Here is a 12427-nt window from a genome sequence, read left to right on the forward strand (position 1 = left end):
TCAGCTCCTTTCGTAATCCCCCCTCCCGGATGAGTCAAAAATCGTCTCCGTTACCTTTTTCGAAAAAATTTAAAAACACTTCAAACTATTTCCTGTGTCACTCCGACTTTACTTGTAAGCTTCAGAGAAAAAGCGGCAAAGCAGGCATAACCGCCTGCCGCAAAACCAATTAAACAGTAATAAGGAATGCACGTGTTTGAAAAACACGACGACCAGCTTGTGGTCAGCGCGCTGAAAGGGCAGAAGCGGGCGTGGATAACACTGATTAAACGCTATGAAAAAGCTGTGTTCAGTTACGGGGTTCGCATGACAGGCAGCAGAGATGACGCCGCTGATTTGATGCAGGATATTTTTGTGTCCGTATTTAAAAGCCTGGGAAACTACCGCGGGGAGGGCAGTTTCAAAGGCTGGTTATTTAAGGTAGCGCATTACCGGTGTATCGAATTCTATCGCAAAAGAAAGCCTGAGCAGGGGCTGGAGGATATACCGGAACCAGACAGTGGCCAGCCTTGTCCTGAAACCGTCATGCTGGAAACCCTGTCGGGTCAGGCACTGCTAAAAGCAATGCAAACCCTGCCTCTGGCTCAGAAGGCAGTGGTCGAGCTTAAATTTTTCGGGCAATTCACATTTGATGAGATTGCTCAGCAAACAGGTTTATCACCAAATACAGTGAAGTCGCGTTTATACAGTGCGCTGACCAGACTGAAAGTGTTGATGGAGGATGAGCATGCAAAAGCATGACAAGGAAAAACTGCTGGCAGGGTGGCTGGAAGGTACGCTGACTAACACTGAGCAGGAACAGTTTGAGGCACTCTGCGCGAAAAATATTGATTTTGCAGAACGGGTTGCCGCTGCACGGCATTTAACTGAGCTGGCAACGCTCACCGGCGAAAATATGAATGTACCGGAGTGGAATCGTGACAGTACTTTTACCGCTCCTGAAAAACAGAGGTGGTGGCAATGGCAGGGCTTGCCGGCCATGTCAGTGGCGATGTCATTGGTTGCCCTGGTGATGGTTGTCAGTGGCTTTCAGCTACAGATCTCTGAAGGCGGTGTGACGATAGGGTTCAGTCAGCCGGCTCACAAAGAAAACGAAGTCGCTGCCATCGTCGATGAGAAATTACAAAAATATCAGCAGCTCAATGAGTTGATGTTCAGCAAGTATGCCGATGCCATGGCTACCCAGCAAAGAGAGAATTCAGCGCAACTGACTCAATATTTACTGGCATCCGGCAGACAGGAGCGCCGTGAAGATTTTGCTGAATTCGTAAAGTTTATTAATCAACAGCGGGACGACGACCAACGCTTTATGGCCCGCCAGTTAAATCATCTTAAACAGGAAATCAACGCGATGGAAAATGGCTACAGCGCGGATTTACCGGTAACCGAATAATACGAGGACTTGGGTATGCGTAATCTGAACAAAACGAAACTGGCTAAAATCATTAACCGTACAACACTGGCCGTAATGACAGTGGCGGTATGTCATACGGGAGTTGCTGTCGCTGAGAATTATTCCGAGCTGGCTAAGGAAATTGAAATTGTGAAAGGAATTGTCGATACCTCTCTGAAGCAGCAACAGCATTCAGAGGGAATACGTTACCGTTCACTGGATGCTATGTATCTGGCAGGTCAAGGCGTTGTATTTACGGTATCCTCAACGGGGAGTGGTAACTGGATGTCACGTATTACAGATATTGTTGATCGCATTCCTCCCATCCCCCCGGTTCCTGATGTACCGGCGATCGTCAGTAACGGTGAAATTGATATTGAATTAAGCCGTGAATGGGAAGCCTTTGCTGACGAGACTGCCTCCCGGTTTGGTGAAGCCTTCGCTGAATCCACAGAACAGATGTATGACTTACGGAGTGAAGAAAGGGAAATCGCCTGGGAACGCAGAGATATTGAGCGCCGTAAAAGAGATCTTGAATTTGAAGCCGGACAGGCTGACAAAGCGCGCGCAAAAGCTATCAAAGATGAAGTGAAGACCCTTGAAAAAGAACTGGCGGCACTGAGCAGCAAAGAAGGATCTTTGCGTGCCCGCAGAGAAAGTATCGAGCAGCAAAGACAGGAAAGTGCAGACGCACGAAAGCAGGCACAGTTGAAAGCAGCAAAAGCCTTTCTGAGTAATTTTGAAGCAGGGATAGGGGAAGCGCTTTGTCGCTTTGGCGGCGGAATGCGGGCGTTACCCGATGATGAGTATGTGACTTTTGTGCTGAAAGGTTTTGTACAGGGCGGTCAGTCAGGACAAAATGATAAAGTCTATGTGTTTAAGAAATCAAAAATTGAAGATTGCGTAAAAGAAAAATTGAATACTGACGGGCTGCTAAACAGTGCCAATGTTTACGATTTTTAACTGCAAGACAGTTCTGGCATGAAATAGTTGTTAAAAAAGTGTGTTGAGCACTCGTACAACTGGCAACGCAAAGATTACACACGCCTCAAAAAAAAACGCCGCAACTTTCAAGCTGCGGCGTTTTTATTTAGTCAGCCTGTTGCTTACTTACGGGCGTTAATAAGCATTTTTGTCACTAAAGCCCCCAGTGACTGTTTGCAGAATGATTTTCAAGTCAAACGGGATAGACCAGCGGTGCATATAATCCAGATCGTATTCCACACGCTTCGCCATTTTATCCAGTGTATCAGTTTCGCCGCGCAGACCATTGACCTGAGCCCAGCCGGTAATTCCCGGACGCACTTTGTGTCGCAACATATAACCCGTGATCAGTTTACGGTATTCTTCGTTGTGCGCGACCGCATGAGGACGTGGTCCAACGATTGACATCCGTCCTTGCAACACATTGATAAACTGAGGTAATTCATCCAGTGAAGTACGGCGTAAGAAGGCTCCTAATTTAGTAACCCGGGGGTCATTTTTAGTCGCTTGTTTTACCACAGAACCATTATCCTGTGTCGACATGGAGCGGAACTTATACACGGTAATTTCTTTGCCATCGAGGCCGTAACGCTTCTGACGGAATATTGCAGGACCCGGTGAAGACAGCTTCACAGCGGCAGCGATGCACAACATGGGAATTGCCAGTACAGTTAGAATGCCTGTACTCACGACCACATCTTCAATACGTTTAAGAATGTTGTTAGCACCCTGGAAAGGCGTGTCATAAATACTCAGAGCCTGAACATTTCCTACACTCTGCCAGCGAGAATTAAGCAGTGTGTACATAAAGAAGTTGGGGATCAGATACACGTTAGCGGTGGTATCACTGCATTTTTCCAGAATCGCTTTAATGCGGTCTTCCGCAGCCGTAGGCAGAGCAATATAGATATAATCTACCTTGTGGGTCTTCGCCAGCTCAATGGCTTCATCAATGCTGCCTTTGATCTGGTTACGAAATTCACCGGTAACACGGTCCTGAGGACGGTCATCATAAACCCCTACGAAACGTATACCCAGTTGATCGTTTTCCATCATCTGTACAGCCATATTGTAGCCGGCTTCGGTGGCGCCAATGATGATGGCTGAGCGGCTGTTAAGCCCGCTGCGGCGTACCTTAAACAGGAATTGACGCATCACAAAACGCCAGCTTGTCAGAGTGACAAGAGAACCACCAAACCACATTCCGGTTACCGCAACAGTGGTGGACAACGTGTGAGCAAATGCAAACGCGAAAACTAGTGTTGCAACAAAGCTGATAATACCGGCAACGGCTGCCATTTTCATCATTGCGCTGGTATTGCTGGAACGCCATGAGCGGTACAAATCCAGCGCTTCAGCGGATACCTGAAAAGCCACAACATTTATGAATAAAAGGATCAAAGCACCAGTGGACACCGGCGCGGCGTAGTAGAACATCGCGACATAGAAACACAATGTGATAGCGGTCAGGTCGACTAACCGGTAAATAGTAGAAAAGCTACTTTGATAAGAGCCTGAAAGACCACTGCGTTCATCGCTCATTCTTGTAACGTTGCTATTCAGCGTCTGGCTCTGCAGCAAATTGAATTTCATTTTTAGTCTCTCCGAGTCGTGACGTTCTTTGATAATCAATGGGTTACAGGATAACTACCGGTATCTCATATCATTTATGTCACAGATAAAACCGTTTCCTGCATGAGTTAATGCAGATCCCGTTCCACTTTTTGGGAAGATGATAGTAAATAATGTAAAAGTACTAATAGACTGATAGCAATGGCACAGTAATCGCATAGTCCCATCCGGACGAACGGGCTCGCCTCCTTGCAAAAGGAAAAAGTAGCTATTCAATTTCAAACTCCGGGAGAAACTATGATTAAACGGACTTCAGGCGCAATTCTTGTCACCTTATTTGCCGGCAATGTTGCCGTTGCCCATGCGCAGGATGAAGGCGCTATTCAGGTGGGGAAGTTTGATATAAAACCCGGCCTGACCACCGATGTTCTTCATATCGATAACGTGACGTACGCCAGTGAAGAAGCTGATGAAATAGACAGCTGGGTATCAGTCGTTTCACCAAAAATTGATGCTTACACTGAGTTTAACGGACATATCATTGAAATGGGCTACCGCCTTGAGCGCGGGGACTACTATTCTACCGACGCCGACGATTACACCGACCATTTCGCTCACCTTAAGGGCGACTTTGAAATTAATGACAGAAACAGATTTAAGGGCGTTGCCACCTACGAGGCCGGACACGATGAGCGTGGCCGCAGATATTCGAACGGTTTTGGTAACGAACTGACCAGTGTGGATACCTACAAAAATTCTGAAGTCGGAGCCATTTATTCCTACGGTGCATTGTCTGCTTTTGGCCGTATTGATCTGTCAGTAGGCTACGAAGACATGGACTATGACGGCGACACAGAACTGTATCTTATTCGCGACAGAAGCACGACAAAATACGGTGCCGAATTTGTTTATCGTATTGTCGACGGCACGAATTTGTTACTGGATGCTGACCGCAACGAAATACGTTATGACTATGATGCAAACCCGGCCAATCCACTGGATAGTATTGAGAATCGTCTGCTGGCAGGCTTCAGCTGGGATGTTAACGCAGTAACGCAAAGCTATGCCAAGGTTGGCTATAAAGAGAAATCCTTTGATGCGGCAAACCGTGATGATTTCTCCGGTCTGGCATGGGAAGTCGGAATGAGCTGGCTGCCATACTCCTACTCAGAATTTAAGGTCAGCACAAAACAGGACACCCGCGAAACAAACACCACCGGTGCGGACTACATTCGTGGCACAGACTATGCTATCAGCTGGGAACATAGTTGGGTTCAACGCTTTTCGACTACCGCCACCATGGCATTAATGAACGATGATTACGTTGGCGACGTAGAAGACTTACGTGAAGACGATACAAAGAAACTGACATTAGCGGCTGATTACGAGTTTCGTCGCTGGTTGACGTTCGGTCTTTACTACTCAATGAACGATCGTGAAAGTAACCGCAGCGATATTGAGTTCGACAGAAACGTTTACGGTTTAACAGCAAAGGTAACCTTGTAATGATGACAAATGCGAAAAGGATATTTGCCACTTTAATTCTGCTGACCATGGCATGTGTTGCCGGCGCGCAGGAAGGAAATGCAAGTATGAGTTCCTATCGCCTGGGTGTTGGTGACAAAGTGCTGATCAATGTGTTTGGTCAAAGTGATTTGTCGATGGAAACCCGTCTGCCCGACGTAGGTAAGATTAACTATCCGTTTCTGGGTGAGTTAAAGCTTGTCGGGCTGACACTTTCTGAAGTAGAAAAACTGATTTATACCGGTCTGGAGGGGGATTATCTTGTTAATCCTTCCGTGGCCGTGTCTATTGTTGAGTACCGCCCGTTTTTCATTGATGGTGAAGTCAAACATCCTGGCGGTTATCCCTATCAGCCGGGTTTAACTGTGAACAAAGCCGCAGCATTAGCCGGCGGGTATACGGAACGGGCGTCCCGTTCAGACATTCAGATTGTCCGTGAACAGGAAAGTGGTCAGGACACCCTTGAGGTAAACGTAAGTCACATGATTCAACCGGGTGACATCATCACCATTCCTCAACGTTTTTTCTGAGCGTAGTGTATTTTGCAGCCCCGCTGACAACGGGAAGATTAATGGAATTAAAGGATAGAGTATGTCGTTGAAAATGAAGGACTCGCTGCAAGCGAACATCCTGGATGATGAAACCATCGACTTTGCGCACTACTGGCAGGTATTTAAACGTTATTTTGGTCGCATCATTACGCTGGCGATTGTCTTTACTGCACTGGTGGCAATAGTGGTGATGAAAATGACCCCTATTTACTCCGCCACAGCCAGTTTGCTGATTGAATCGCAACCGGCCAACGTGATGTCTATTGAGGAAGTGTATAAGTCTGACACGACCCGCAAAGACTACATGCGCACCCAGTATCAAATTATCCAGTCCCGGCAGGTTGCAGCCCGCGCTGTGGATGAGCTGGATCTCGCGAACGATCCCGTATTTATGCCGCCTTCCGACGGGGAAATCTCAATTATTAAAGAAGCAAAAGCCTGGCTTTTCGCTAATTTGCCTTTCATTGAAAAAGCGCCCAAAACTGAGTTAACCGAAAGCGAACGGGAAGAAAAGCGTCGCCAGGCAGCAATCAATAAACTGATGAAGTCTATTAATGTGTCACTGGTAGAAAATACACAGGTCATCAATATTACTGCGACCAGTGATTCTCCGCGTCTGGCTGCCGCCATTGCCACTACGATGGGCGATGTGTATGTAGAGAACTATCTGCAGGCCAAGGTGGAAATGACCACCAAAGCAACCTCTTTTCTGACTGAAAGTATGGAAGGCCTGCGGGATAAGCTTACTTCTGCTGAGAAAGACTTATCTGACTTCTATGAGAAAAATCAGCTGGTAAATCTTACCAATGGTGTTGTCGGACTGGCAGCGGAAGAACTTGAACAACTCAGTAATCAATTGCTGAAAGCTGAAACTACGTTAAAGCAGAACAGAACGATTTACGAACAAACTCAACGTAACGGTGCTGACTACAGTGCACTGGCCCGCTTGCCGGAAGTACTGAATCATCCGAATATTCAAAGCGTACGTCGTCAGGAGGCGGAAGCCATGAGCCGTGTATCAGAGCTCAGCAAAGTATTCGGTCCTAAACACCCGCAAATGGTAGCCGCCAATGCGGAACTGGATTCCGTCCGCGACACACTGCAAACCCAGATCCGCGATCTTATTTCCAGTATTACTACACAATACCGTGCTTCACAGGACCGGGTTGTGACTTTGCAGGAAGAAGTTGCAGAGGCTAAATCTGAATATCGTCAGTTGTCTAACCTGGAAAATACACGGCGTGCATTACAGCGGGAAGTGGATATCAACCAGCAGTTGTACAATTCCATGTTTACCCGTCTGAAAGAAACCAGTGAGATGGGCGGCTTCGAGTCAGCAAATGCCCGTGTGCTGGATCCTGCTCCGGTACCGAATAATCCCACTGCACCGAACAAAACGCTGTTAATCGTGGCGGCATTCATTGCCAGCTTTGGTTTTGGCGTGCTGCTGGCCTTTGTACTGGAAGCTATGAACAGCGGTGTGCGCTCTGTGGATGATGTTGAGAAGAAGTTGGGTCAGCGCATGTTGGGACTTATCCCTGTTATTTCGGTAAAACGCCGTAAAGACATGGACCTGCGCGCCTTCTTTGACAGTAAATATCATCAGTTCAGTGAAGCGGTAAGAACCCTGCGTACCAGTTTATCTCTGATAAATCTTGAGAAGCAGAATCAGGCGATACTGGTAACGTCATCAGTGCCGAAAGAAGGTAAAACAACGGTTTCTATCAACCTGTCCTTCGCTCTGGGTCAACTGGATAAAACCATTCTTATCGACGCCGACTTACGTCGTCCGGCCGTTGGCAAGCGGTTCGATGTACCTAATTACCAGCCCGGACTGTCTAACCTGATCATGAAAACCCACTCTCTGGAAGAATGTCTGGTTCATGACGAGCAATCGGGTATTGATATTATTTGTGCCGGCAGTATTCCTTCAAATCCTCAGGAGTTGCTGGCGGGTAACGGCTTCAAAGCACTGATCAATTATCTTAAGAAAACCTACAAATACGTGGTTGTCGATACCGCGCCTACACAGGCGGTTTCTGATGCCATGGTCGTATCAAAAAGCTGTGACTCGGTTATTTATGTTGTGCGTGCTGACAGCACAAGTGAAAAAATGATCAAAAACGGACTGGGCCGGTTCCTGCAAGTGGGGCACCGTGTTGACGGCGTAGTATTGAACCAGGTAGATCTTAAAAAATCAGATGTGTCTGAGCGCTATGGTGGTTTCTATGACCAATATGGTTACAATGCTAACTGAGTTAGTGTGAGGACAAATTGTGATTGATTTACACAGTCATATAATACCGGGCATCGATGATGGTGCGCGAGACATGGACATGGCTCTGGATATGGCGCGGCAGACTGTTGCGGCCGGAGTCACTCACCTGGTGTGCACACCGCATGTTCACTGGGGCACTTTTGACAATACCCCCGAAATTATTGCCGCAGGATTCAGTGCCCTGAAAGACGCTGTCGATAAAGCAGGGATCCCCTTGTCTTTATCCCGTGCAGGGGAAGTGAGGATAAACGAAATGGTGCCGGTGTGGTTCAGGGAGGATAAATTACCTTATCTGGGTGAATTCCGTGGTAAAAAAGTACTGCTGCTGGAAATGCCCCACAGCAATATGCCGGCAGGACTCGATCAACTATTTCGCTGGTTACTGAATGCAGGCGTGCAGCCTTTAATCCCTCATCCTGAGCGGAATCGTGACGTTTGGAAGCGTCCGGAGAAGATCCAGTGGCTGCGCAATCAGGGTTGTCTGTTACAGGTGACTGCAGGGGCTTTCACCGGGCGCTTCGGTGAGCATGTAGAAAAGATTGCTAAAGACATGTTGCGGGATAATCAGATTGACCTCGTAGCATCGGATACCCATGATACCAAACGACGTCCTAATGATATGGGTGAGGCTTTTGCGGTGGTCAGTGAGCTGGCATCTGAAGAGGTGGCGAATACTCTGTTCAAAACCACGCCCGGCAACATCATAGCGGCTGGTGCAACCGCCTGACGTATACAATGTTAATAACAAACCCGCCATCCGGCGGGTTTTGTATTGTTAAGCCTCTAATTAAGAATGTTAGCTTTAAACCAGCTCCATATCCCCAGCGAGAAGTTTTCAAACAAGTTGATTCCCAGTGCTGACTTGATCAAATAAAGGATAAGCAGCCCGCTCAGAACACTGAATGTAATGAACAGAGCAAACATCAGAGCCATTGTCGCCCGTCCAACCTGTTGCTCCAGCCGGGACAGTTCGCGGCGGTTCTTGCCCGCCAGCACCACAAAGTAGAAACTCGTCCGCCATATATTGATTGTGCCGCGGACATCCAGTTTATGTCTGGCCCAGCTGCGCCCGCCAATCGCTTTGTTCATGGCTATCAGCTGTTCTTCTGAAAAGGATGCGGCAACATCCGGTGGCATTTTACTGAGTAGTTTTTGGATCAGTTGTGACTCATGGACAGGATGAGGTGTGTTATCCACGGCAAGTAATCTTCCGGTGATGTGGCTTTCCGTCATCTTAACTCAAAAAGACAGCCGGTATAAATGTGCTTTGCTTCAGGAAGTACTGAGACACGGGCAGAGAAAATTCATGTGACAGGGAATAAATTGCCATCAACAGCGTAAATGTTGCTTCACAGCAACAGTCATTCAGATCTGAAATGCCATTCCTTATACTAAAGTTGTAATTTTGGGTTTGGTGCATGGATTTTTAATCCGTCTGCAAGCATAAAATAAATTCACGCCAAACTTTAAAACTGATTTAAAATCAGTTGGTTAATGTTTGCTGGTTTAGTGGTAGAGAATATCGGATTTAGATTTTCTTTCAGCCAGACATAAAGCCCGCGCATTATTTTACGATCTGGCACAAAAGCTGAATAGACCCTGTATATCGCATTTAAATATGTGTCGGAAGTGACCAGCAGGGAAAAGCACATGCAACAGGCAAAACACAACATCGCGTTTATTATCAACTCCCTCGAAGGCGGTGGAGCTGAGCGGGTGATGTGTAAGTTGTTGACTATCATGGAAGCGGATTTTCAGAGTGCAGGCTATAACGTGCATTTGATACTGCTTGATGATTTGCCGCAGGAACAGCAGTGTCCTGAGTATGTGAATCAGGTTGTACTCGATACGAAAGGTAGTTTGCACAGCGGCTACAGCGCACTGAAAAAAGCGCTGGAAAAAATAGCGCCGCACACCTGCGTAAGTTTTTTAACCCGCGCCAATATGCTTAATGTCTCTCTGGCTAAACGCCTGGGGTATCGCGCTGTGATCAGCGAACGGGTAAATACATCCAGTCACCTGTCCGGTGGCATCAAAGATTTTATCTCCCGCTGCCTGGTGAAAGCGACATATCCTTCTGCAGATTGCATAATTGCTGTGAGCGAAGGCGTAAAAGCGGACCTTATCGAAAACTTTTCGGTAAAACGGGAACGGATTAAAACTATCTACAACCCGTACAACATGGCCAATATCAGCGCCATGGCACAACAACCAGTGGACGATTTACCGTCCAAGCCCTATATCATTGGCACTGGCAGACTGGTTCGTAATAAGAATTTTGATTTGTTGCTGCAAGCCGTAGCGGCTTCTTCTGTCGAACACGACATCGTTATTCTCGGGCAGGGAGAGGAAAAGCAGGCCTTACTGCAACGGGCTGAGTCTTTAGGGTTGAGCGGGCGCCTGCATTTATTGGGCTTTAAGTCCAATCCGTATCCTTATATCAAAGGCGCAGATTTTTTTGTGTCGACGTCAAACGCTGAAGGTTTCCCCAACGCCATTGCTGAAGCTATGTGCTTGGGCAAGGCCGTGGTGGCGACAAACTGTGAGTCAGGTCCTGCTGAAATTCTTACCGGTGAGTATCCGTACAACGTATCAGGATTTGAAGCTCAGTCATACGGTTGTATCTGTGAAGTGAACAGTGTATCAGGCGTCGCCGGTGCTCTGGATTATATTTCACAGGATGACAACAAACGGCGTTACGAACAGCGAAGTGCTGAACGTGCCGCTACATTCAGTAATGCCGTGTTCCGCGAAAAACTGCTTAAAGCCCTTAAATTAGAACAATCACAGCCGGAGACTGAACATGTTTCTGGCCGTTAAATTACTGTTCAGCCTTATCAGCGCCTGGCTGGTCTGGCAGACTATTCGTCAGCACTGTAATAAGTATCTTGCCTTCGTAGTTGTCGCAATTTGGTTACGCTTTTTCCTTTCCGCGTTCCATCAAATCACTTATGACCCGCTTATTGCCGGGTTTTCTATTAATGCCCTCGCTTCAATCGGCATTGCTGCAACCGGTTTACTGATGCTGCCGCCAAAAGTGTACCAGTTGCGGGTTTTGCTGCCCCTTTACGCTTTCTTCGCTGCTGTGGTGGCCAGCGGACTGATTAACGGCGGAGTAAGCGGTCTGATTAACGTAATGGTTAAGTGGATGTTTTTCTTATCAATAGCGTGTGCAATGTTCATGGCGATAAGAAAAACTGACAAAGATTTTGTATTAAAAAAGCTGCTGGTGAGCTTCTTTTTACCTGTTTCTCTCGCTGTGATGTCAGTACTGCTGGGTGAGGTGAAAGCCACTGAAGCCGATGGTTCAGCCAGCTATATCGGGGGTTATAACCACGAAGCGGCGTTTTCGATGATCATCGCAGGCTTCATTTTAGTGGTGGGTTTGTTGTCTCCGGGCGCGATACGATTTCGTGGCGCGCTGTTTGCATTAGGTTGTGTAGTACTGGTGTTGGTGAACTACCGCACCTCGGTTCTGGCGATATTACCGCTGGCTGCCATTTTTGCTTACACCGCAATGTCATCAAAAATCGCACCGCGTTACCAGACTGTGTTTTTCCTTGCCGCGTTCTTCGGCATGGGCATGTTGTTCCTCATGGCCTCGTACACCATGCAGGACCGTTTTGCTGATGTATTTGTATTCCTGACCAGTATCGACGATCTGATCAAGGCACCGTTCTACTACTCCGAGGCTGAAAAAGACATTTTCTCTGCCCGGGTGTACCTCTGGAGTTTGTATATCTATGAGTATGTGAACGGTTCATTTGTTCATCAGCTGGTGGGGTGGGGCCCTGAATCATGGTCCGGCGTATTCCCGAAATACGCACACAACACCTACGTATCGTATTTGTATGAGTATGGCCTGATTGGTCTGCTTACATTCCTCTTCGCTGCTGCCAGCTTTGTAGTGCAGGCGATGAGGATTAAGAACAAGCAGTTTGCCTGGATGCTTTGTTCATCAATGGTGGGATTTTTGATTATGAACTTCGCCACCATGCCTCTTTGGAATATCGAGGGGTTGATTTTATTTGCCATCTTAATTGGCAACGCCATCGGACCGGTGAAATTACCTCGCAATGCATGGTTTGACTCACCTGCCTTTGCGTCTCGTTTGGCGAATTGATT

The 12427-nt window shown here is 47.3% G+C and carries 11 protein-coding genes; 9 read left to right on the forward strand and 2 right to left on the reverse strand.

Annotated elements, in window-relative coordinates; translation table 11 throughout:
• The first annotated feature begins 192 nt into the window (after positions 1–192).
• Genes ACXAGR_RS21830 through ACXAGR_RS21840 form a run of 3 tightly spaced genes read left to right on the forward strand, consistent with a single transcriptional unit; the run spans position 193 to position 2356 of the window.
• Positions 193–741 carry an RNA polymerase sigma factor gene (locus ACXAGR_RS21830; RefSeq protein WP_474844877.1) on the forward strand — a complete coding sequence of 183 codons (549 nt, stop codon included), beginning with the start codon at positions 193–195 and terminating at the stop codon, positions 739–741.
• Positions 728–1393 (forward strand): hypothetical protein, encoded by a 666-nt coding sequence (locus tag ACXAGR_RS21835; RefSeq protein ID WP_474852482.1) that lies wholly within the window; start codon positions 728–730, stop codon positions 1391–1393. Before ACXAGR_RS21830 ends, ACXAGR_RS21835 begins: the two co-directional genes overlap by 14 nt.
• A 15-nt stretch (positions 1394–1408) precedes the next feature.
• Entirely contained in the window at positions 1409–2356 is a 948-nt protein-coding gene (locus tag ACXAGR_RS21840; RefSeq protein ID WP_474852484.1) for a hypothetical protein, read from the forward strand.
• A 156-nt stretch (positions 2357–2512) separates the two neighbouring features.
• Here ACXAGR_RS21840 and ACXAGR_RS21845 read toward each other — a convergent pair whose 3' ends face one another.
• Positions 2513–3919 (reverse strand): undecaprenyl-phosphate glucose phosphotransferase, encoded by a 1407-nt coding sequence (locus ACXAGR_RS21845; RefSeq protein WP_474852528.1) that lies wholly within the window; start codon positions 3917–3919, stop codon positions 2513–2515.
• Between the two features lie 327 nt (positions 3920–4246).
• On the opposite strand from ACXAGR_RS21845, the gene ACXAGR_RS21850 reads away from it, so the two are divergent.
• The 4 genes from ACXAGR_RS21850 to ACXAGR_RS21865 all read left to right on the forward strand — a co-directional run bounded on the left by ACXAGR_RS21850 (position 4247) and on the right by ACXAGR_RS21865 (position 9029).
• Complete coding sequence (locus ACXAGR_RS21850; RefSeq protein ID WP_474852486.1) at positions 4247–5455, forward strand: outer membrane beta-barrel protein; 1209 nt, start codon at positions 4247–4249, stop codon at positions 5453–5455.
• Positions 5455–6003 carry a polysaccharide biosynthesis/export family protein gene (locus tag ACXAGR_RS21855; RefSeq protein ID WP_474852488.1) on the forward strand — a complete coding sequence of 183 codons (549 nt, stop codon included), beginning with the start codon at positions 5455–5457 and terminating at the stop codon, positions 6001–6003. The genes ACXAGR_RS21850 and ACXAGR_RS21855 overlap by 1 nt, the downstream gene beginning before the upstream one ends.
• A 61-nt stretch (positions 6004–6064) precedes the next feature.
• Positions 6065–8281 (forward strand): GumC family protein, encoded by a 2217-nt coding sequence (locus tag ACXAGR_RS21860; RefSeq protein WP_474852490.1) that lies wholly within the window; start codon positions 6065–6067, stop codon positions 8279–8281.
• A 19-nt stretch (positions 8282–8300) separates the two neighbouring features.
• A complete protein-coding gene (locus tag ACXAGR_RS21865; RefSeq protein WP_474852492.1) occupies positions 8301–9029 on the forward strand; it encodes a tyrosine-protein phosphatase in 729 nt (242 codons plus the stop codon).
• Positions 9030–9085: 56 nt separating this feature from the next.
• On the opposite strand, the gene ACXAGR_RS21870 is transcribed toward ACXAGR_RS21865, so the two are convergent.
• Positions 9086–9499: a 3-phosphoshikimate 1-carboxyvinyltransferase gene (locus ACXAGR_RS21870; RefSeq protein WP_474844870.1), complete on the reverse strand. Its 414-nt coding sequence runs from the start codon at positions 9497–9499 to the stop codon at positions 9086–9088.
• A gap of 453 nt (positions 9500–9952) precedes the next feature.
• On the opposite strand from ACXAGR_RS21870, the gene ACXAGR_RS21875 reads away from it, so the two are divergent.
• Positions 9953–11122, forward strand: a complete 1170-nt coding sequence (locus ACXAGR_RS21875) for a glycosyltransferase (RefSeq protein WP_474852494.1) — start codon at positions 9953–9955, stop codon at positions 11120–11122.
• A complete protein-coding gene (locus ACXAGR_RS21880; protein ID WP_474844868.1) occupies positions 11106–12425 on the forward strand; it encodes an O-antigen ligase family protein in 1320 nt (439 codons plus the stop codon). Before ACXAGR_RS21875 ends, ACXAGR_RS21880 begins: the two co-directional genes overlap by 17 nt.
• Positions 12426–12427 lie beyond the last annotated feature (2 nt).

Source organism: Alteromonas sp. ABH4_457 (assembly GCF_056160625.1).

Bases quoted from the DNA above. Each gene is read 5' to 3' on its own strand.
- ACXAGR_RS21840 (WP_474852484.1), top strand. From the start codon at position 1,409: ATGCGTAATCTGAACAAAACGAAACTGGCTAAAATCATTAACCGTACA.
- ACXAGR_RS21835 (WP_474852482.1), top strand. From the start codon at position 728: ATGCAAAAGCATGACAAGGAAAAACTGCTGGCAGGGTGGCTGGAAGGT.
- ACXAGR_RS21845 (WP_474852528.1), bottom strand. From the start codon at position 3,919: ATGAGCGATGAACGCAGTGGTCTTTCAGGCTCTTATCAAAGTAGCTTT.
- ACXAGR_RS21850 (WP_474852486.1), top strand. From the start codon at position 4,247: ATGATTAAACGGACTTCAGGCGCAATTCTTGTCACCTTATTTGCCGGC.
- ACXAGR_RS21860 (WP_474852490.1), top strand. From the start codon at position 6,065: ATGTCGTTGAAAATGAAGGACTCGCTGCAAGCGAACATCCTGGATGAT.
- ACXAGR_RS21855 (WP_474852488.1), top strand. From the start codon at position 5,455: ATGATGACAAATGCGAAAAGGATATTTGCCACTTTAATTCTGCTGACC.
- ACXAGR_RS21880 (WP_474844868.1), top strand. From the start codon at position 11,106: ATGTTTCTGGCCGTTAAATTACTGTTCAGCCTTATCAGCGCCTGGCTG.
- ACXAGR_RS21875 (WP_474852494.1), top strand. From the start codon at position 9,953: ATGCAACAGGCAAAACACAACATCGCGTTTATTATCAACTCCCTCGAA.